Origin of the sequence: Pseudomonas sp. NY15181 (assembly GCF_048068055.1) — a bacterium.
In the GTDB taxonomy this organism is placed as follows: domain Bacteria; phylum Pseudomonadota; class Gammaproteobacteria; order Pseudomonadales; family Pseudomonadaceae; genus Pseudomonas.
Map to the genome: position 1 here is coordinate 57,270 of NZ_JBLUPT010000013.1, position 20,839 is coordinate 78,108.

General features: G+C 66.6%; 17 protein-coding genes. 6 read left to right on the top strand and 11 right to left on the bottom strand.

Annotation, left to right across the window (positions count from 1 at the left end):
* The first annotated feature begins 4 nt into the window (after positions 1 to 4).
* The gene (locus ACNFBT_RS24450) at positions 5 to 1,300 is read left to right on the top strand and encodes an NAD(P)/FAD-dependent oxidoreductase (protein WP_416753292.1); all 1,296 of its coding nucleotides are present in this window, start codon (positions 5 to 7) and stop codon (positions 1,298 to 1,300) included.
* Positions 1,301 to 1,343: 43 nt separating this feature from the next.
* Here ACNFBT_RS24450 and ACNFBT_RS24455 read toward each other — a convergent pair whose 3' ends face one another.
* A complete protein-coding gene (locus tag ACNFBT_RS24455; protein ID WP_416753293.1) occupies positions 1,344 to 2,246 on the bottom strand; it encodes a helix-turn-helix domain-containing protein in 903 nt (300 codons plus the stop codon).
* A 197-nt stretch (positions 2,247 to 2,443) separates the two neighbouring features.
* On the opposite strand from ACNFBT_RS24455, the gene ACNFBT_RS24460 reads away from it, so the two are divergent.
* From ACNFBT_RS24460 to ACNFBT_RS24470, 3 genes are all read left to right on the top strand, one after another.
* On the top strand, positions 2,444 to 2,659 hold the full coding sequence (locus ACNFBT_RS24460; protein WP_416753294.1) for a hypothetical protein: 216 nt from the start codon (positions 2,444 to 2,446) through the stop codon (positions 2,657 to 2,659).
* Positions 2,660 to 2,725: 66 nt separating this feature from the next.
* Positions 2,726 to 4,474 carry a lipid IV(A) 4-amino-4-deoxy-L-arabinosyltransferase gene (gene arnT, locus ACNFBT_RS24465; RefSeq protein WP_416753295.1) on the top strand — a complete coding sequence of 583 codons (1,749 nt, stop codon included), beginning with the start codon at positions 2,726 to 2,728 and terminating at the stop codon, positions 4,472 to 4,474.
* A gap of 214 nt (positions 4,475 to 4,688) precedes the next feature.
* The gene (locus tag ACNFBT_RS24470) at positions 4,689 to 5,285 is read left to right on the top strand and encodes a transferase hexapeptide repeat family protein (protein WP_416753296.1); all 597 of its coding nucleotides are present in this window, start codon (positions 4,689 to 4,691) and stop codon (positions 5,283 to 5,285) included.
* A 42-nt stretch (positions 5,286 to 5,327) separates the two neighbouring features.
* Here ACNFBT_RS24470 and ACNFBT_RS24475 read toward each other — a convergent pair whose 3' ends face one another.
* Complete coding sequence (locus tag ACNFBT_RS24475) at positions 5,328 to 6,911, bottom strand: amidohydrolase (protein ID WP_416753297.1); 1,584 nt, start codon at positions 6,909 to 6,911, stop codon at positions 5,328 to 5,330.
* 142 nt (positions 6,912 to 7,053) lie between these two features.
* On the opposite strand from ACNFBT_RS24475, the gene ACNFBT_RS24480 reads away from it, so the two are divergent.
* The gene (locus ACNFBT_RS24480) at positions 7,054 to 7,992 is read left to right on the top strand and encodes a LysR substrate-binding domain-containing protein (RefSeq protein ID WP_416753298.1); all 939 of its coding nucleotides are present in this window, start codon (positions 7,054 to 7,056) and stop codon (positions 7,990 to 7,992) included.
* Between the two features lie 41 nt (positions 7,993 to 8,033).
* On the opposite strand, the gene ACNFBT_RS24485 is transcribed toward ACNFBT_RS24480, so the two are convergent.
* The 5 genes from ACNFBT_RS24485 to ACNFBT_RS24505 all read right to left on the bottom strand — a co-directional run bounded on the left by ACNFBT_RS24485 (position 8,034) and on the right by ACNFBT_RS24505 (position 16,326).
* Positions 8,034 to 12,416, bottom strand: a complete 4,383-nt coding sequence (locus tag ACNFBT_RS24485) for a response regulator (protein ID WP_416753299.1) — start codon at positions 12,414 to 12,416, stop codon at positions 8,034 to 8,036.
* Positions 12,417 to 12,455: 39 nt separating this feature from the next.
* A complete protein-coding gene (locus ACNFBT_RS24490) occupies positions 12,456 to 13,580 on the bottom strand; it encodes an HD-GYP domain-containing protein (protein ID WP_416753300.1) in 1,125 nt (374 codons plus the stop codon).
* Between the two features lie 161 nt (positions 13,581 to 13,741).
* Positions 13,742 to 14,158 (bottom strand): SRPBCC family protein, encoded by a 417-nt coding sequence (locus ACNFBT_RS24495; protein ID WP_416753301.1) that lies wholly within the window; start codon positions 14,156 to 14,158, stop codon positions 13,742 to 13,744.
* Between the two features lie 97 nt (positions 14,159 to 14,255).
* Complete coding sequence (locus tag ACNFBT_RS24500; RefSeq protein ID WP_416753302.1) at positions 14,256 to 15,266, bottom strand: aldo/keto reductase; 1,011 nt, start codon at positions 15,264 to 15,266, stop codon at positions 14,256 to 14,258.
* 163 nt (positions 15,267 to 15,429) lie between these two features.
* Entirely contained in the window at positions 15,430 to 16,326 is an 897-nt protein-coding gene (locus ACNFBT_RS24505) for a LysR substrate-binding domain-containing protein (RefSeq protein WP_416753303.1), read from the bottom strand.
* 123 nt (positions 16,327 to 16,449) lie between these two features.
* Here ACNFBT_RS24505 and ACNFBT_RS24510 point away from each other — a divergent pair, with 123 nt between their 5' ends.
* Entirely contained in the window at positions 16,450 to 17,241 is a 792-nt protein-coding gene (locus ACNFBT_RS24510) for an SDR family NAD(P)-dependent oxidoreductase (protein ID WP_416753304.1), read from the top strand.
* A 127-nt stretch (positions 17,242 to 17,368) separates the two neighbouring features.
* Here the strand turns inward: ACNFBT_RS24510 and ACNFBT_RS24515 are convergent, their stop codons facing one another.
* From ACNFBT_RS24515 to dkgB, 4 genes are all read right to left on the bottom strand, one after another.
* Positions 17,369 to 17,704: a MoaF-related domain-containing protein gene (locus ACNFBT_RS24515; RefSeq protein ID WP_416753305.1), complete on the bottom strand. Its 336-nt coding sequence runs from the start codon at positions 17,702 to 17,704 to the stop codon at positions 17,369 to 17,371.
* Between the two features lie 120 nt (positions 17,705 to 17,824).
* A complete protein-coding gene (locus tag ACNFBT_RS24520) occupies positions 17,825 to 18,946 on the bottom strand; it encodes an alkene reductase (protein WP_416753306.1) in 1,122 nt (373 codons plus the stop codon).
* A complete protein-coding gene (locus ACNFBT_RS24525; protein WP_416753307.1) occupies positions 18,939 to 19,907 on the bottom strand; it encodes a TIGR03571 family LLM class oxidoreductase in 969 nt (322 codons plus the stop codon). The genes ACNFBT_RS24520 and ACNFBT_RS24525 overlap by 8 nt, the downstream gene beginning before the upstream one ends.
* Before the next feature lie 5 nt (positions 19,908 to 19,912).
* On the bottom strand, positions 19,913 to 20,716 hold the full coding sequence (gene dkgB, locus ACNFBT_RS24530) for a 2,5-didehydrogluconate reductase DkgB (protein ID WP_416753308.1): 804 nt from the start codon (positions 20,714 to 20,716) through the stop codon (positions 19,913 to 19,915).
* Positions 20,717 to 20,839 lie beyond the last annotated feature (123 nt).

The window sequence follows — 20,839 nt, forward strand, 5'->3', positions numbered from 1 at the left end:
TCCCATGATTCATGCCGGCGAACACACCGCCTCCTATTACGCGGCCACTGCGCGCGACAAGCAGACGTACCCTGCCCTGGAGGGCGAGGTTCAGGCAGAGGTCTGCGTCATCGGCGGCGGCCTGACCGGCGTCAACACGGCACTGGAGCTGGCCCTTCGGGGCCACTCCGTGGTGCTGCTGGAAGCCCACCGCATCGGTTGGGGAGCCAGCGGCCGCAACGGTGGCCAGCTGATCCGCGGCATCGGTCACGACGTCAGCGGCTTCGCCAAGTATGTCGGCGAGGATGGCGTGCGCTACCTGAACCAGGCAGGTTTCGACTCGGTGGCGCTGGTGGCGGAACGCATCCGCCAGTTCGACATCGCCTGCGACCTGCGCTGGGGCTTCTGCGAGCTGGCCAACACCCCCGCGCAGTTCACCGCCATGGCGGAGGAACAGCGCGAGCTGCAGTCGATGGGCTATGGGCATCAGATCAAGCTGGTGGGCGCCGGCCAGATGCATGAGGTGGTGGCCAGCGACTGCTACGCCGGCGGGCTGATCGACATGGGCTCGGGCCATCTGCATCCGCTGGACCTGGTGACCGGTGAAGCGCGGGCAGCCAGCAATCTGGGAGTGAAGATCTTCGAACAGAGCCCGGTCCTGCGCATCAGCCACGGCAGCTCGGTCACGGTGCACTGCGCCAACGGCCGCGTGCGGGCGGACAAGCTGGTACTCGGCTGCAACGCGCACCTGGAAGAGCTGGAGCCGCGCCTGACCGGCAAGGTCCTGCCGGCGGGCAGCTACGTCATCGTCACCGAACCGCTCGCCGAAGAGGTTGCAGCGAAGCTGATTCCGCAGAACATGGCGCTGTGCGACCAGAAGGTGGGCCTGGACTACTACCGGCTCACCGCCGACCGCCGCCTGCTGTTCGGTGGCGCCTGCCACTACTCCGGGCGCGACCCTGCGGACATCGGTGCCTACATGCGACCGAAGATGCTGAAGGTCTTCCCGCAGCTGGCCGATGTGCGCATCGACTTCCAGTGGGGCGGCATGATCGGCATCACGGCCAACCGCTTCCCCCAGGTGGGCCGCCTGGCCCAGCACCCGAACGTGTACTTCGCCCAGGGCTATTCGGGGCATGGCCTGAACGTGACCCACTGGACCGCCAAACTGCTGGCCGAAGCCATTTCAGCAGGCCAGAGCCAGGGGCTGGATGTGTTCAGTTCGGTGCCGCACCTGACCTTCCCGGGCGGCAAGCTGATGCGCTCGCCCCTGCTGGCGCTGGGCATGCTCTGGTACAGGATTCGAGAGGCAATTGGCTGAATAAGCCAGGCGGAGCATCTCGCCGAGGGAGCTCCGCTTTTTTTCAGCTCGGCAGCATGCTCACGACGCAGCGCTCGGTTCCGCGCTTGAGCGTCGCCTTCGGATACTCGCCAAAGAGTGCCTGGTAGGCCTGGGAGAATCGCCCCAGGTGCCAGAACGACCAGCGCATCGCGATCTCGGCCACATTGACCCCGGCGCCACCGGCGGCCAGCAGGTCACGCCGGGCCGCGTTCAGACGGCGATTGCGCAGCCACACGGTGGGCGGCATGCCGGCGTACTGGACGAAGGACTGCTGCAACTGCCGCACCGAGACCCCGGCGATTTCCGCCAGCTCCGGAACCCCGAAGCTGTCCTGCGGACAGTCGTTGACCACCTCTTTCACCCGCTCGACGACCCGCTTGGCATTACGGTCGGAGCGACGACGCTGGCCCACATCGACGGCCGCCTCCAGCAGCGAGAAGCAGCCATCGGCCACTTGCTGGGCGAATCCGGGCGCATCCACGTTGACGCGACCTTCAACAGCGCCGGCCAGCAGATGGCTCAAGGAGCTGGCAAAGGCGCTGCAGCTCTCCGAGCGCAGGGGTTGCAGCACCAGGCCCTCGAAATCCGCGGCGGAACGGCCCCAGGCGGAGACGTCGTTCAGGACCACGGCGACTTCACGGTAATTCTCAGGAGTAACCCAGGCGTTGTGCGTGTGCCCATCCAGCAGGTAGAGGGCGCTGTCGTTCATGTCGAAGCTGAACACCAGGGTATCGGCCGGTGCATGGAACTCCTGCTCCACCCGCAGGTTCATGCGTTCTTCGTAGAGCTGGACCGCCCCCGTCTCCGCATGTACGAGTCGACCGCAAAAGCGACCAGCTGACATCTGCGTGTACTGCTCTTCCCAGCCCGGCAGCACCGCACGCGGCTCGTCAACCTCGCGAGCCTCCATCACCTTGATCGCCATCACACACCCGGATATTTATTAATATTATTAATTATTAGACTACCAATGGGTGTCGCCCGCATTCAACACAGGCCGCGCCAAACACCCTTGAGCGCCAGAGATCAGTAACTCGAACGCCACCCCATCGTCCAGCCTGAAAACAGCTCCGGTCCAGGGACTGGCATCGTCAGACGGCACTCGATGCACGCCGCAAGAGTATGACCAATACGACGCTGTCAAGCACGCTTTACCTGACGTATGCAGCGCGTGGAAATGAACATTCTGAGCGGTATGTCCTTCAGCGCGCTTTCGACGAACGACAGGAAGAGATCGCCCGGATGAAACGAGCGAGCCTGATGCCCGCCCCGGCATCGGCGACGCACCGTGGCGAGCGCGGCACGCTCGCTGAAAAGCTCGCCCTCATCTCCAGCTAAGTTTCGCCTCGTAATCTCCCTCCCCACGCCGACGGAGGCGCACCAGACCATCGAGGAACCGACCCGATGAAGGACATCACGCTCAATTCGCAGCGGGCCCTGAAATCGCATACCCCATCCATCCAGAGCGCACTGCCGACGGCTGCCTATCCGGCGCTGCTGATCGCCTTCGTGGTGTTTTTCCTGGCCCCGCTGGGTGCTCATGGCCTCTGGATACCCGACGAAACCCGCTACGCGCAGGCGGCCCAGGAACTCCTGCAAAGCGGTAACTGGGCGGCCCCGCACTTCCTGGGGCTGCGCTATTTCGAGAAACCCATCGGCGGCTACTGGCTGATCGCGATCGGCCAGGCGCTGTTCGGCGACAATCTGTTCGGTGCCCGTATCGCGTCCGCGCTGACCTCCGCCGCCACGGTCGGACTGATCTGGCTGCTGGGCCGCCGGCTGTGGAACGACGCCTGGAAGACCTGGACCGCCAGCCTGCTGTACATGAGCTTCGGGCTGGCCGCCGGGCAAGCCGGCTACGCCAACATCGACCCGCAACTCACGCTGTGGATCACCTTAGGCCTGGTTGCCTGCTGGTTCGCCATGGAGGGCGAAACGCCCCGCGAGCGCTGGGCAGGCTGGGCGCTGCTCGGCGTGGCGTGCGCCATGGGCTTCATGACCAAGGGCTTCCTCGCCTGGCTGCTGCCGGTGATCGTGGTCGGCCCCTACGCCTTGCTGCACAAGCGCTGGCGCGAACTGCTCAAGGGCGGACCGTTGGCGATAGTGCTGGCCGTGCTGCTGAGCCTTCCCTGGGCCATCATGGTCCATCAGCGCGAAGCGGACTTCTGGCAGTTCTTCTTCTGGAACGAACATATCCGGCGCTTCGCCGGCACCCACGCGCAACACGCCGCGCCCTTCTGGTTCTTCGTCCCCCTGCTGTTCGCCGGCGCCCTGCCCTGGGCGCTGCTGGTCGTGCCCAGCCTGCGACGGGCCTGGCGCGAGCGCACGGAGCCGCGCATCGCCTTCCTTTCCCTCTGGTTCGCCATGCCGTTCCTGTTCTTCAGCCTGAGCAAGGGCAAGCTGCCGACCTACATCCTGCCGTGCTTCGTGCCGCTGGCGTTGCTGATGGCCAACACCCTGGTGGACAAGCTGCGCCAGGGCGACCTGCTCGCAATCACCCGCAACGGGCTGCTCAACCTGGGAATGGGCAGCGTCGCCCTGCTCGGCCTGGTCGTCATCCAGGTCGCGCACCCGATCTATACCAACCAACCCTTGCAGATTGGATTGGCGTTGGTGGTGTGCCTGGCCTGGATGGTCTGCGGCTGCATCCAGTGGAAGCGCCCGGCGCACTACTGGTTCGCCCCGGCGCTCGGCCTGTGGGTGCTGGTCGCGCTCCTTCCCGCCGCGATGCCCTTGTCCGTGGTCGATAACAAGATGCCGGACCAATTCATCTCCCGGCACCTGGACGCCCTGAAGGCATCGAAGAGCCTGCTCAGCAATGAACTGGGCGCCGCATCGGCACTGGCATGGCGGCTGGACCGCAGCGACGTGACCCTGCTCGACGTCCAGGGAGAGTTGCAATACGGCCTCGCTTACCCCGACGCGGCGGATCGCCAAGTCACCTCCGAGAACATGGAGCGCTGGCTCGCGCTACACACCGCGCAAGGGCCGGTCGGCATCGTGCTGAGCTTGTCCGGAAAACCGGGCGGTACCGTGCCGTCGTGGATCCCCCGGGGTGCGGAGGTCTATCGCGAGAACAATCTGCTCATCGTGATTGCGCAGGCCCAGAAGGCGCCGCTGGCGGCGTCCCCGCCGGGCACGCCCCGTGGTTGAGGGGCCGGTGTCGTCTGTCCAGACGATTTGCCGGCTCCCGCAACGCGTCATTCTCCGGGCGCTCGCTCGAAGAATGACAGCAAGACGGGCCCATGGCGCTCGCGCTCCTTATCGAGCGCCGGCGACCAGGTAGCCAGGGACCGCCGCGCCGCTGGCGACGCCTTGTTCGAGAGGTCCGAGCGAACCAAGGCATCGACAACAGAGGAGTGTTCCCGTGGCGAAAGTGTATGGCTTCGAAGGCGTGATTCCGGTGATCGACCCGACCGCCTTCGTGCACCCGGATGCGGTGCTGATCGGCGACGTGATCATCGAAGCCGCTTGCTATATCGGCCCCGGCGCCGCACTGCGCGGGGATTTCGGACGCATCCGGATCGAACGCGGGGCGAACATCCAGGACAACTGCGTGCTCCACACCTTCCCCGACGCGGAGGTGCGGGTGGGACCGGGCGGGCATATCGGGCATGGCGCGATCCTGCATGGCTGCCAGGTCGGCGCCAACGCCCTGGTCGGCATGCACTCGGTGCTGATGGACGGTGTCGAGGTGGGGCCGAACGCCTTCGTGGGCGCCCTGTCGTTCGTCAAGAGCGGCCAGGCGGTTCCCGCCAATACCCTGTTCGCCGGCCAGCCGGCGCGTCTGGTCCGCGAGCTGTCGGAGGAAGAAATCGGCTGGAAGACCCGAGGCACCGGCATCTATCAGGAGTTGGCGAAGCGCTGCCTGGAAGGGCTCGTAGCCACACAGCCGTTGCCCGCCGAGGAGCCGGGACGGGCACGGATACGCTGGGCGCAGCAAACTCAAAAGCCGAGCCCGTGATGCTGCTGGCGCCAGGCCCATCGCCTGGCGCCAGCTTTCCCGTCACTCATCGTCGCGCGCGGGAATCCACCACTCCTCGCCCCGCACCGTGCGGATGTACTCCGGCCAGCGGAAGCGGTGCGGCACCTGGAAGTCCTTCGGCAGCAGCGGCGCCTGCCACTGCGTGCCGCCAATTCCGCCGCCGGTGCGCTGGTCGAACTCACGGGTGGCCTCGGCCAGCAGGTCGGGCTCGGTGAACAGGTCGATCAGCGTACTGCCGATGGTTTTCGACGCCACCTCGATCATCGGGTCGATGGTCTCGCGGATGCCACCCAGGGCATTGGCGACCCAGTCCGGATAGGTGTAGCCGGCCGGCGCGCTGAGCATCGGCCGCGCCACGTAGAGACGCACAGTCGGGCAATGCCAGGTGTACTCGGGGTAGTCGTCCGAGGTCAGGTACTTCTGCCAGGCCGGCATCTGCAGACGCAGCTGGCGCTCGCACTCCTGCGGCTCGATGAGAGCTTCGGTAGCCGGCAGGAAAGGCTCATCCATCGGTTCGAGGCCGAGGTTCACCTGAATCTCGCGGGCGACCGCGATCGCCGCATCTCCCCAGGTCGGCGCGCCGATTTCGGCCAGGTTGTCGTAGCAGGCCTGGGCCAGGGCGTGGTTGGCCAGGCCGCCACGGGACTTGCAGACCCAGGTCTTCTTCCATTTGCAGCCGGTGGCCAGCGCGGCGGCCGCGGCGTTGTTGTCCATCACCGTGGAGATGGTCTCGGCCTGCTCGATGGAGTCGCAGCGCAGCAGGTACTGGATCTGCGAGATGTGCGGCGGCAGGTTGTCGGCGGTGGCCTGGCCGGCGGTGAGGATGGCTTCGTTGAAGCTCCACAGACCGGTGAACGGCAGCGTCGAGCGGCGCAGGCTCTCGTTCAGGGTGTAGAAGTGCACCAGTGCGTCGTTGGCGCCCGGCGCACGGGCCGCCAGGTGGTTCTGCGGGATCGGGCTGTAGCGGTCGGCGGCGATCCAGTTCTGCGGGTCTTCGCAGGTGAAGGTGTAGATGTAGGAGTAGGCGATGCCGCAGTGGGTGTCCCAGGTGGTGGTGTTGTTCAGCGGCAGCATGTAGGTGGGGTGGAAGCTGACGGCCGCGTCGATGTCGTCGTAGTAACCCTTGGCGGCGTGTACCGGCTTGGAGGCGCGGAGCTTTTCCGCCGGCTCGCCGAAGAACTTGAGGGTGCCCTTGATGCCGAATTCGAGCATCGCCGCCTTGGCCGCCAGCACGCCGCCCAGGGCGCTCATGCCCAGCGCGGAGTGCGGGTCGGTGTGGCCCGGCGCGTACTTCGACAGGCCCTCGCGCGGCATCTGCCGGGTCGCCGCCGCCTGGCAGTTGCCGGGCACCGCGTCGTACTCGGCGTAGGTGGCGAGCACCGGGCCTTCGCCATTGCTGAAGGTGGCGACGAAGGCGGTGGGCATGCCGCCGCTGCCCTCCTCCACGGTGAAGCCTTCCTTGCGCAGCAACTCCACGTACCAGGCGCAGGACTTGTACTCGCGGAAGGCCGGCTCGGCGAAATGCCAGATCACCTGGTGCCAGTCGGACAGCTGCTGGCGGTGCGCGTCGATCCACTGCTGGACGTAGGCCTTGAATTTCGACATGGCGGGCTTCCTCATCGTTGCCTGTTGTTGTTGTCGTGTGGCCTAGTATTGGTGAAGCCAAACTCACAACAAGCGAAACAATTTGGCCAATTTGTCCAGATAGTTTCACCATTCACCGATACGACAACCGCCAGGGATCCCCATGCACTTTCCCTCGATGACCGCCCTGCGCGCGCTGGACGCCGTGGCCCGGCTGGGCAGCGTGTCCGCCGCCGCCGCGGAGCTGAACCTCACCCGCAGCGCGGTGAGCCACCGCATCGCGACCCTGGAGGAACGCCTGGGCTTCGCCCTCACCGAACGCACCGGGCGCGGCATCCGCCTCACCTACCGGGGCGAGCGCTACGCCCGCGACGTGCGGCGCATCCTCGCCGAGGTGCAACTGGCCGGCAGCAGCTTCGACGAGGAACAGGTCATCGGCCGCCTGTGCGTCAGTTGCAATCCGGGGTTCGCCACCTACTGGCTGTGCCAGCACCTGGGCGACTTCCTCGCGCAGTACCCGCAGGTGCAACTGCACGTGGTCACGCCCCGCGCGCCGCAGGACACCAGCGCGGCGGAGGCCGACCTGTTCATCGCCTACGGAGCTGGCGACTGGCCCAACCAGATCGTCGAGCCCATCGTCGCCCTGCACTTCTTCCCGGTCTGCAGCCCACGGCTGCTCAACGCCCGCAACGGCCTGAAGTCCCCGGGCGACCTGGCCGGCCATACCCTGCTGCACATGAACGACTTCGCCGACTGGCGCCTCTGGCTGGGCGCCGTGGGCGCACGGGACATCGAGTTCACCTCCGGCGTGCTGTTCGCCGACGCCACCAGCACCATCGCCGCCTGCATCGCCGGCCATGGCGTGGCCATCGGCGACAACCTGCTCAGCGGCGACGCCCTGAGCCGCGGCCTGCTGGTTCGTCCCTTCGACATCACCATCCAGTCCAACCGCAACTACTACCTGGTGACCGACCCGGTGAAGGCCGAACGCGCGGTGGTGAAGGCCTTCAGCGAATGGCTCAAGGCCCGCGTCGCCGCCACCACCCAGAGCGCCATCGACCTGGATCAGCCGCCGCTGGTCGTTTCGCAGGAGGCCCCCTGAGGCGGCTGGCACCGCCGGCCCGGTGACGTTGCTCCCACGGGCTACCAGGCTGCCTGCGGAATCTCCCCGAGTCGCTCCAGCGCCAGGTCGTAATCGAATTCCTCGATTGCCCTGGCCAGCTCTCGCAGGGCAATCAACTCGTCCTTGCCCCGGTAGAGGTTGCAGAGCTGGCCAATGACCTCCTCGGCGCGGGTATCGCTATGCGTCAGCAATTCCTGCAACTGGCGCATCAGGGCCGCAGCCTGGCCCGGCCCGGCAGCACCCGCCACCGACTCGGCCTCGGTGCTGGCGAGGAAGCCCGCGAGGCCGTTCTGCACGCGGTCCAACTCCGTCCGCACCGCCCCCAGCAACCCGGCGATGCGTTCTGCCGGCGCCTGCGTGCGGCAACCCTCCTCCAGTGCCGCCGCGGCTCCCGCCAGAGCAACAGCGCCGATGTTGGCGGCGGCCCCACGCAAGGAGTGGGCGGCCCGGCGTTCCGCCGTCGGGTCGCTCTGCCCATCGATGGCCTGGAACTGCGCGATGAAGTCGCCGTAGCCGGCATGGAAGCGGCGCAGCAAGCGTTCGTAGAGCGACTGCTTGCCGGAGCAGGTCGCCAGGCCGGCTTGCACGTCTATGCCCGGCAGGCTGGCTTCCTGCGGCTCCGCTTCCCTTGGCACCTCCACCGTCTTCGCCCTCGCCGTGCGGTAAGGGGATAGCCAGCGCGACAGGGTGAGGAACATCGCCGGCGGGTCGATCGGCTTGGCGATGTGATCGTTCATGCCTGACAGCAGCGCTTCTTCGCGGTCGCCGGCCATGTTGTTGGCGGTCATGGCGATGATCGGCAGCGCCTTCAGCTCCGGGCGCTGGCGCAGCGCGCGGGTTGCCGAGTAACCGTCGAGTACCGGCATCTGGCAATCCATGAGCACGCCGTCGAAGTCCTGGTCGACCGCCAGTCGATCGAGCGCCTCCTGGCCATTGCAGGCCAGCACGACTTCGATGCCGGCGTCCCCCAGCAGCTCCAGTGCCAGCTCCTGGTTCAGCTCGTTGTCTTCCACCAGCAGCACCCGGCTGCCGGCGACATCGGCCAGGGCCTCCGCCGTGGCGCTTTCCCGTTCGCGGCTGCGCGGCTCGGCGGTACTTTCTTTGCCCAGGGCGACGTTGATCGCTTCGAGCAGCGTCGAGGGCGTGACCGGTTTGGTCAGCACCGTGCCCAGCTCGACACCACGCCCCTGCGCAGCATCCATGGCTTCTTCACGGCCGAAGGCGGTCACCATGATCACCGCCGGGACGCTCTGGCAATGGCCCTCCCGCAGGCGCGCAACGACCTCGATGCCATCCATGCCCGGCATCTGCCAGTCGACCAGCACCAGCTGATATGGAAGGTGCTGTTGCTCGGCTTCGCTGATCCACTCCAGCGCCTCGATGCCGCTGCGCGCGATATCCACTTCCAGTCCGTAGCTCAGCGCCATGCCCGACAGGATCTCCCGGGCCGAGGCGTTGTCGTCGACCACCAGGGCCCGCACGCCGAGCAGCTCATCGGCCCGCAGCATGCGCCGGGGCAAGGCTGCCGGATGGGCGCCGAAGCGTGCATGGAAATGGAAGACCGAACCCTTGCCCGGCTCGCTGTCGACCCAGATGCGTCCGCCCATGAGTTCGACCAGGCTCTTGCTGATCGACAGCCCCAGGCCGGTGCCCCCATAGCGGCGCGAGGTCGAGGAGTCGGCCTGGATGAAGGACTGGAACATGCGCCCGCACTGCTCGGCGGTCATGCCGATACCGGTGTCGCGGACCCAGAAGTGCAGCTCCGTCTCGTCCTCGTCGAGCGCGACCGGCTCGATGCCGAGAACGATCTCCCCGTGCTCGGTGAACTTCACCGCGTTGTTGCCCAGGTTGAGCAGGACCTGGCCCAGACGCAGCGGATCGCCCACCAGCGCGGTTGGCAGATCGTGGCTGAGCTGGAACAGCAGCTCCAGCGACTTCTCCTCGGCCTTGAAGCCGACCAGGCCGGAGAATTGCTCGAGCACGTCCTCCAGGCGGAACTCGACGTGCTCCACCGACATCATCCCGGCCTCGATCTTCGAGAAATCGAGAATGTCGTTGATGATGCCGAGCAGCCCCTCGGCGGAGCGATGCACCTTCTGCACATAGTTGTGCTGCCGTGCATCGAGCCCGCTCTTTAAGGCGAGGCTGCTCATGCCGATGATCACGTTCATCGGCGTGCGGATTTCATGGCTCATGTTGGCCAGGAACTCGCTCTTGGCCCGCGTCGCTTCCTCGGCCAGTTCCTTGGCGCGGCGCATCTGCTGTTCGGCCAGCTTGCGCTCGGTGATGTCGTACAACCAGCCGAGCATGGCGAATTCGCCGTGGTGGCGGATGGGCAAGTAGGTCGCCAGGATGTCCCGTTCGCCGCCCTTGCGGTCGTACAGGCGCACCTCGCGCTCCAGCATCCGCTCGCCGGCACGCATGTGGTTCCAGATCGCCTCGCGCTCGGCCGGGTCGACATAGAGTCCGCGCGCCTCGTCGCCGGCCTTGAGCCCGAAGTTCTCTTGGAAGGCCGGATTGACCAGGTGCAGATGCTCCTGGGTCGAGATGGCGACGCTGACCGGGCTGCAATCGAGGATGTATTGCAGGCGTTTTTCACTCTCTTGCAGGGCGGCCTCCATGGCGCGCCGCTCGCTGATGTCGCGCACCGAAGCACACACGCAGACGCCGTGGCCGAGCAGGTCCGGCAGCGGCGCCAGGGCGATCTCCACGGAGAACCGGCTGCCGTCCTTGCGCAGGCCATGCAGGTCGGCGATGGCACGCCCCATCTGCCGGCTGCCCTGCTCCGCGATGAAGCTCTGGCGCTGCTGCGCGTGATGCTCGCGATGCACCTCGGGCACCAGTTCGTCCACCGAGCGCCCGAGCAGTTCGCCCTGGGCATAGCCGAACAGGACCTCCAGCTTGGGGTTGGCCAGGATGATCCGCCCGCTCTGCTCCACCACCAGCATGCCATCGGGCGCCGATTCGAGGATGCCCTGGTACCAGGCCTTGGTGGCCTGGATTTCCTGCTGCTGGGATTCCAGCGCCTGCTTTTGCGCCTGAAGGTCGGCGGCCTGGCGTTCCATCAGCTCGGCCTGGGTGAGGGTTTCCGCCAGCAACTGCTGGGTACGCGAGTTGCGCTCGAGGATTTCCAGGTTCATCGCAAGCAACGGCATGAATTCGTCGAGCAGTGTCCGCCGGCTCGGGCTGAAACCTTCCAGCACCTCCAGCGCGAGCACGCCCACCAGGCGCTCGCCGTGTATCAGCGGCAGCACTTCGAGGAACTGCGGTGGCGCGTACTCGCCTTCGAGCGCGGGCTCGGGATCGCGCAACTGGATTGGCCGCCGCTGCTTCGCACACTGTCCGATCAACCCCTGGCCCATCGGCAAACGCCGGGGCAGCGCGGGTGGCGCCGCATAGCTGCCCAGCAGCACCAGTTCATCGCTTTCCTCTTCGTGGACATGCACCGAGGCCCGCCGCAGCGCCAGCGATGGCGCCAGTGCAGCCAGGACCCGGTCCCCCAGCTCAGCGGAGCCGGCGACGGATTGCATCTCGCTGCTCAAGGTCGCCACCTGGGTCTTCACCCAGCGCTGGTTGGCCATTTGCCGGGCCTCGGACTGCAAGGCGGTGATCGCTCGCGCCATCTCGCCGACTTCGTTGGGGTAGTCCTGGAAGGGAACCTCGACGCCCAGTTCCCCCTTGCTCAGGGCATCCACCGAGTAGCGCAGCTGATCGGCCGGGCGGCGGATCGACCAACTGATCAGGATGCCGAACAACACGCCGCCGCCCACGCCCAGGGCCAGCAGCCAGAAGGTCAGCTGGACGCTGTGGCGAAAACGCTCCGAGGCCAGATTGACCTCCAGATCCGCGCCCGCGCGCTTGATCTGCGCCACCTCGGCCAGCGCCTGGTTGGCTACCTCCGCTGGCCGCTGCAACGCGGTTGACGACAACAGGGCAATGGCCGCGACGTCCGTGGATTTCCCCGGAACGGAAGGCTGGTCGTTCAGTTCAACCACCCGCTCCACCTGCGTCTGGTATTCCTCATAGGCGGCCTCGAAGCGAATCAGCTCCTGCTGGGCCCGGGTCCGATAGATGAGCGGACGGGCCTGTTCGATTTCCTCGCGCAGGGTCGCCTTGCCTTCGTTGAAATCCTTGATCGCCTGCGCTCTGCCGCTCTCGTCGGTGGCCAGCACGATCTGCCTGACGTTCCGCCCCATCCCCGCCAACGCTACGCGGGCCGCCTCGATGTGCGAGAGGCCGAGCATTTCCTGCTCGTAGATCTGGTTGATCTGATCGTTCTGCTTGCGCTGTACGTTCAGGCTGTACAGGCCGAGGAACAGCGCGAGCAGCAGGATGCCGCCGAACCCCAGCACCAACCGGGTACGCAGCCGCAGACGCTGAAGATAGCCGAGCGGTGTCACCATCGTGCCGCCTCCTGGCAGGGCTGGCGTGTTTCGGCCGGGTCAGGTCCTCCCGGCCAGGTCGCTGTCACGGTCGCAGAAGCGCTCGGCGATGCCGCGGAACTCGTCCTGCAAGGTGATGAAGGCATCGACGACGTCCGGATCGAAATGCATGCCGCGCTGGGAGCGGATGAACTCCACGGCGCCTTCGTGGGGCATCCCGGCCTTGTAGACGCGACGACTGATCAACGCATCGTAGACGTCGGCAACCGCCATCAGCCGCGCCGCCAACGGAATCGCATCGCCAGCCAGGCCCTGGGGATAGCCCGAGCCGTCCCACTTCTCGTGATGTCCATAGGCGATCTGCTTGGCCAGCCGGAGGAAGGGAACATCCATGCCCAGCCGCTCTTCCGCCGTCTGCAAGGCTTCGAGCCCCAGTGTGGTGTGCGTCTTCATCAACTCGAATTCCTCGACCGTGAGACGGCCGGGCTTGAGCAGGATGTGATCCGGGATGCCGACCTTGCCGATGTCGTGCAGCGGCGCCGACTTGAACAGCAGGTGCCGGGTCTCCTCATCCAGTTCGGCGGCGAAACGCGGATGCCGCTGCAGGTGCTCGGCCAGCGCACTGACGTAGTGCTGCGTGCGGCGGATGTGGTTGCCGGTTTCGTTGTCGCGGGTCTCGGCCAGCGACGCCATGGCCAGGATGGTGACGTCCTGGATGGCCGCCACCTCGCGGGTTCGCCGCTGCACTTCCTGCTCGAGGAATTCGTTCTGATCCCGCAGGAAATCGTTGGCGGCCTTGATGCGCAGCTGGTTGTCTACGCGCATCAGCACGGTCGGCGGGTTGATCGGCTTGGTGAGGTAGTCCACCGCGCCCAGTTCCAGGCCGCGCACCTCGTCGTCGGTGGCACCCTGGGAGGTGATGAAGATCACCGGGATATGCCGCGTGCCCGGCTGCTCCCGCAGGCGCCGACACACCTCGAAGCCACTCATGCCCGGCATCATCACATCCAGCAGGATGAGATCCGGCGGCTCGTCGGAGCTGGCGATCTGCAAGGCTTTCTCACCGTTCCGGGCAGCCTTGACCCGGTAAGGCAGCTTGAGCAGCTCCGTCAGCAGCGTCAGATTCTCGGGCGTATCGTCGACGATCAGGATCGTCGGCCTGACAACGGGACCAGGTGCATTCATTGACCTTCCTCCGCCGAAGTGGACGCGCCCGTGGCAGATCCACCCCTGGCGCAGGCGAGAGTATAGCCACTGCCCTGGCGGACAACGGCGCGTCATCCGGCCCGGCAAAACGAAGAAAGCCCCTTGCCCGGGCTGGGCAAGGGGCTTTTCTTCGAGACCGATCAGCCTTCCAGGCTTTGCTTCAGCGCCGCCAGGCCATCGACATAGATGCCGGTGAACAGCGCGATGGCGTCCGCGTCGCTGATGCCATCGGGAGTGAACGAGCCGAACCACTCCACGCGCGCGCCCTTGCCATCGCTGCCAGCCACCACGCGCAGGGTCGACTGGTAGTCACGCACCAGCCCCGGCCCCTGGAGGATGGTGTAGCTGTAGCTGCGCCCGGCTTCGTTGAACTCCAGCAGGCGCTCGATGATGGTGTCGCCGGCGACGCTCTTCAGGGTGCGCACCCGGCCACCTTCGCTGAGCGCGCTCTGCGGGATGAAGGGCAGCCAGTCGGGCAGCGAGCCGAAGCCGCCGATCAGTTGCCAGACCTTGTCGGCGTCGGTTTTCAGATCGATGAATGCAGTGGCCTTGGCCATGATGTTTCTCCCGGGGCTCTGGCCCCAATGATTCGATGATTCGGTGAGCTGATGATTTGAGGCTAGCCGCCGGGCCTCGTGCCCGGTGGCGCAGCGGTCAAACGGTGGGAGCCGGTGCGACGGCGCTGATCAGGCCCTGTTCGCGCAGGTCGTTCCAGAACGCGGCCGGGATGACGGCGCTGAGCGCGGCATGGTCCTCGTTGGCGTGCAGCGGACGGGTCGAGCCGGGGATCGCGGCCACCACGGCCGGGTGGGCCAGGGCGAACTGCAGGGCGGCGGCTTTCACGTCCACGCCATGGGCACGGGCCACCGCGCGGATGCGTTCGAGCTTGGCCAACACGGCCGGACTTGCCTTCTGGTACTCGAAGTGCGCACCGCCTGCGGTCACACCGGAGCTGTACGGGCCGCCAACGACGATGCCGACGCCCTGCTCCACCGCCTGCGGCATCACGCGCTGCAGGGCACGTTCATGGTCCAGCAGCGAGTAGCGGCCGGCGAGCAGGAAGCCATCCGGGCGCGGCTCGTCCAGGTCGAGGGTCAGCTCGATCGGCTCGACGCGGTTCACGCCCAGGCCCCAGGCCTTGATCACGCCTTCTTCACGCAGGCGGGTGAGGACACGGAACGCGCCGGTGCGGGCGATCTCGAACTGGGTCAGCCATTCGTCACCGTAGAAGTCCTGGGCGATGTCATGGATCCAGACGATGTCCAGGCGGTCGGTGCCCAGGCGCTTCAGGCTGTCCTCGATGGAGCGCAGGGTGGCGTCGGCGCTGTAGTCGTTGACGATGCGGTTGCGGTTGCCGTGTTCGAACAGGCCGCTCTTCTCGCCCAGTTCGCGGGCGGCCGGATCTTCCAGTTCGTCGAGGATGATGCGGCCGACCTTGGTGCTCAGTACGTACTCGTCACGCGGACGATTGGCCAGGGCGGCACCCAGGCGGGTTTCGGAAAGGCCGGCACCGTAGAAGGGAGCGGTATCGAAGTAGCGCACGCCGTTGTTCCAGGCGGCGTCGACGGTGGCCTGCACTTCCTCGGCGGGCACGGCGCGGAACATGTTGCCCAGCGGCGCGGTGCCGAAACCAAGGCGGGTGGGGATCAGGGACTTGAGACTCATGACGGGGTTCTCCATGTAGGGGGGAGTCGCTTGTGAACTCCAGTGGCGGCAATCCTATGCCCGCCCAACCTAGACCGTCCAAGTCATAATTCGACAGACTTGAGACCCTCCATGTCATTGCCCTCACCCTGCCCCGCCACAGCGATTTGCCGGGAAGCGCCGTTCAGACTTCCGAGCAGGCCAGTACCATCTCGCGGAACTCGCTCACGATCGGCCGCAGGTCAACCTTGTGCCAGGCCGCCCACAGGCCGGTGCTCTGCCCCAGCCAGGGCAACTCGCGCAGCACCACGTTGGGATTGCGCTCGCCGCCGATGCTCTGCTGGATCAGCGCCAGTCCCAGGCCGGCGGACACCAGTCCGAGGGCGCTCAGCGGCTCGGCGGCTTCTAGGCGAATCTGCGGGGTGAACCCGGCTTCCACGCAACTGGCCAGGAAGCGCTCGCGACGGCTCTGCTGCAAGTGGCCCTCGACCATGATCCAGTCCTGCTCGTGCAGATCGCCCGGTTCGATGACGGCCTTGTCGGCCAGGGGATGTCCCAGCGGCAAGGCCAGGTGCAGCGGGTCGTTGAACACCGGCGAGGCGAGCAGGTCCGGGTCATCGGCCGCCGGCGGCTCGCAGACCAGGGCGATGTCCAGGCTGCGCTGGCGCAGGCCCTCGAACTGCTCCTGGGCCGAAAGGTTGTAGAGGGCGATATGGATGCCCGGCCGCTCCTCGCGCACCCGGCGCAAGGCATCGGGCAACACCCCGGCGTGGATGGCGTGGCTCACGTAGCCGACGCACAGCCCGCCGGTCTCGCCCCGGCCCAGGCGACGCCCCAGGGATTCCAGGCGCTCGGCGTGCTTGAGCAGTGCCTTGGTCTCGTGCAGGAAGGTACGTCCGTCGGACGTCAGGCGCAGTCGCTGTTGGCTACGCTCGAACAGTTGCAGGCCGAGGCGTTCCTCCAGCTGGGCGATCTGCCGGCTCAGCGGCGACTGGGAAATGTGCAATTGCTCCGCCGCCTTGCCCACGTGCTCGACTTCGGCCACGGCGACGAAATAACGGAGTTGTCTGAGATCCAGCATATGACCTTCAAGGACTCAAGTGTGTCGAATTAAGTTATGTACGATCTTACAGGCCGAATCTAGGATGAAACCAGATCCAGTCGAATACCGGCACATCCCGTGCCCCCGAAAGAGGACCCCGACATGCAGATCGATCTCGGCGGCAAGACCGCCATCATCAGTGGCTCCACCGGCGGCATCGGCCTGGGCATCGCCCGCCAGCTGGCCGCCTCCGGCGCCGAGGTGGTCATCGTTGGCCGCAACGCGGCTTCCGTCGACCAGGCCGTGTCCGGCATCCGCGAAGCCAAGGGCAAGGCCCGTGGCGTGGTCGCCGACCTGGGCAACGCCGCCGGCACAGAAGTGCTGTTCGCCGCCGAGCCTCACGCCGATATCCTGGTGAACAACCTGGGCATCTATAACGATGTCGACTTCTACGACACCGACGACCAGGACTGGCTCGACTTCTACGAAATCAACGTGCTCTCCGGCGTACGCCTGGCCCGCCACTACACCCCCGGCATGGTCGAGCGCGGCTGGGGCCGGGTGATCTTCCTGTCCTCGGAGTCGGGCGTCGCCATTCCCGCGCAGATGATCAATTACGGCGTCACCAAGGCCGCCAACCTGGCCGTCTCCCACGGCCTGGCCAAGCGCCTGGCGGGCACCGGCGTGACCGTCAACGCCATCCTCCCCGGCCCGACCTTCACCGAAGGCGTGGCCAACCTGGTGGCCGACGCCGTGCGCGAGTCCGGCCGCACTCCGCGCGAGGAAGCCAACGCCTTCGTCCGTCGCGAACGTCCCAGCTCGATCATCCAGCGCGTCGCCGAAGTCGACGAAGTGGCCGCCCTGGTCACCTACGTGGCCTCGCCCTACTCCTCCGCCACCACCGGCGCCGCCCTGCGCGTGGACGGCGGCGTGGTGGACAGTCTGGCGATCTGAATCAACCCGCTTCGCCTCAAGCCCCGGCCCACCGGCCGGGGCTTTGTTTTGAGCGATGGAAAAACGGCGGGAATGCAATAGGCCGTCTCATCAAGAGACGGCCTTTTGCCGAGCATGCTTCGAGCGATTACACCTCGATCTCCGTCAGCGGCCCCTGCATTCGGTAGAAGCTGAGGTCAGTGGCGGTGAAGAACGCCTGCGAGCGGCCATTGGCGAAATCGTCGACGTGCACCACGGTTGCGCCGTCGGCTTCCTGCCAGGAGATCACGTAGACGCGCTCGGCGATTTCCTGCCACTGGCAGGCCGCCTCGCCACGGGCACCGGCATATGGGCCGGAGACGATGGCGTAACGGATGCTGTTGCCGTCCGCCGAATAGACGTTGTGGGCGGACAGGCCGTCGTAGTCGACACGGAAGCCACGACCGGCGAATACCGGCGGGGAGGTCTGGTCAGGTTTGCTCATTTGATCGCCATCGGGTTGATGTTGACCTGGGTCGAGCCGACGTACAGCGGCTGACCGAGGACGAAGAGGAATTCCCAGGCAATGGTGCAAGCGCTTCCATCTGCGAACTCCTGGGTGGGGTCAGGCGGTCGCTGCGACAGCCAGGCTGGGGTAATCGGTAAGGCCACGGGCGCCGCCGCCGAACAGGGTTTCGCGCTGGTGCGGGTTGAGCGGCGCGCCCTGGCGCAGGCGCTCGGGCAGGTCGGGATTGGCGACGAAGGGCCGGCCAAAGGCGATCAGGTCCGCCCAGCCTTCGTTCAGCGCCGCATTGGCGCGCTCGGCGGTGTACTTGCCGGCATAGATCAGGGTGCCGGGGAAGACCTCGCGCAGGCGCTGCTTGAATGCCAGCGGCATGTGCGGGGCATCGTCCCAGTCGGCTTCGGCGATATGGATGTAGCCCACGCCGATCTCGCCCAGCAGGTGCGCGGCGGCGAGGTAGGTGGTTTCCGGATCGGCGTCGACGCAACCGTTGAGGGTGGTCAGCGGCGCCAGACGGATGCCGACGCGGCTCTTGTCGCCGGTGCCTTCAACCAGCGCCTGGGCCACTTCGCCGAGGAAGCGCAGGCGGTTCTCCAGCGAGCCGCCGTACCGGTCGGTGCGGTCGTTGGCGTTGGAGTCGATGAACTGGTTGACCAGGTAGCCGTTGGCGGCGTGCAGCTCGACACCGTCGAAACCGGCCGCCATGGCGTTGCGCGCGGCCTGGCGGTACTCATCGATGATGCCCTGGATTTCCTCGGTCTTCAGCGCGCGGGGTTTCGAGGCCTGGACGAAGCCAGGAGTGCCGTCGTTCTCGGCAACGAAGACGTTGACGCCCTCGGCCTGGATCGCCGACGACGACACCGGCGCCTGGCCATCGAGCAGGCTGATGTGGCTCAGCCGGCCGACGTGCCAGAGCTGGGCGAAGATGCGCCCGCCAGCGGTGTGCACCGCCTGGGTGACCTTGCGCCAGCCGGCGACCTGGGCCGGCGAATGGATGCCCGGGGTCCAGGCGTAGCCCTTGCCCAGCGGGGAAATCCAGGTGCCCTCACTGACTATCAGACCGGCGCTGGCGCGCTGGGCGTAGTACTCGGCCATCAGCTCGTTGGGCACGTCGCCCGGCTGGCTGGCGCGGGAGCGGGTCATCGGCGGCATGACGATGCGGTTGGGCAGTTCAAGAGCGCCCAGGGAATGGGGTTGGAACAGCGGGGATGCATTCTCAGACATTGCAAATCTCCTCCAGCGGCGCGGCCGCCGTGGTCGATTGGGCATGGAATTCGGGCAACACGTACTCGGCGATCTCGTGCAGGGTCTCGTCGAGGGGCCGCAGGTTGCGGCGCAGTTGCAGGCCGACGTGGTCGACGCCGGCGGCTCGCAGCGCACGCAATTCGGCAGCCAGCGCGTCACGGCCGCCACGGAAGCCGAAGCGCCAGCGCCGCATGGGTTCGTCGGCGCGCTCGGCCAGGTCCAGGTGGATGAAGCTCGAATAGGGTTTGGCTCCGGCCACCGCACGCCAGTTGGCAACGCGGCGCTGGTGGTCCTCCGGCGTGCCGGGATAGGCCAGGCAGCCGTCGAGGTTCGAACCGATCCAGGCCGGGCTCTGCTGCGCCAGGCCTGCCACCAGCAACGGCAGCGGCGAAGTCGGCGCCGGCAGCACGGCCATGCCTTCGGGCAGGCTCGACCGCGCGGCGTCACGCAGCAGCGCGATCTGTTCGCGGAAGTTGCCGCCGCGGCCTTCGAAGTCGCGGCCGAACAGCGGGTATTCCACCGGCCGGTCGCCACTGGCCACGCCCAGCAGCAGGCGGTCGCCGCTCAGACGCTGCACGGTGGTTGCCGACTTCAGGGTCAGCAGCGGCTCGCGGATCGGCAGCACCACGGCGGCGGTGCCGAGCAGGATGTCGCGGGTGACGCCGGCCAGATAGCCGAGGTAGGAAAACACCTCGAAAACCTGGGCGGCATCGCCGAACGACGGGTCGTAGAGCGGGACGTCGCGCACCCACAAGGCACGGAAGTCGAGGCGGTCGGCAAGCTGTGCCAGCTTCGCGTGCTGCGCCAGGTCCGGCTCGCCGTGGCGGCGTCCGGCCTGCTGCCGCGCCAGTTCGCCGGCGGGCGTCCAGTCGTTGTCCAGCGGAGCTTCGAGGCCGACGCTGAAGCCGCCGGCAGTCAACCGTTCAAGGGGGGCGGACATGGCGATCAATCCCAGATCGGAGCCAGGCCTTCCGGGCTGACTTCACGGCCATTGCGTTCCAGCGTGGCGATCTTCGCCATATCGTCGGCATCCAGGCGCAGTTCCTGGGCGAGCAGGTTGCTGGCGAGGTTCTCGCGGCGGGTCGAGGACGGGATCACCGCATAGCCCAGCTGCAGCGCCCAGGCCAGCGCGATCTGCGCGACGGTGGCGTTGTGCTTGGCGGCGATCTCGGCCAGCAGCGGGTCCTTGAGCACCTTGCCGTAGGCCAGGGTCATGTAGGAGGTGACCTTGATCCCCTGCTCTTTCAGGAACGCCGTCAGTGCCGGGTTCTGCAGGTAGGGGCTGAGCTCGATCTGGTTGGTGGCGATCTCGCCCTTGCCCACGGCGGCGATGGCCTGGCGGGTCAGCTCGATATTGAAGTTGGAGATGCCGATCTGGCGGGTCAGGCCCAGTGTCTTGGCCTCGGCCAGCGCGGCCATGTACTCGGTCAGTTCGACGCCATTGCCCGGCGCCGGCCAGTGGATCAGGGTCAGGTCGACGTGGTCGGTGCGCAGCTTGGCGAGGCTGTCGCGCAGGCTGGGAACCAGCTTGTCGGCGGCGTAGTTCTCCACCCAGATCTTGGTGGTGAGGAACAGCTCGGAGCGCGGCACGCCGCTCTCGGCGATGGCCTGGCCGATGTCGGCCTCGTTGCCGTAGATCTGCGCGGTATCGATGGTGCGGTAGCCCAGTTCGAGCGCGGTGCGTACCGAGTCGATGACGGCCTGGCCGGTCAGGCGGAAGGTGCCGAGGCCGAAGGAAGGAATGCTCATGTTGAGGCTCCAGGAAGGTTGATCGGTTCCAATGGAGCCCAGTCTGCCGGCTTCGCTGTCAGCGATTAAGGCGCCGGCACGGCAAAGTCTTTTGACTTCAAATCATGAGTAACCTTCGCGAAT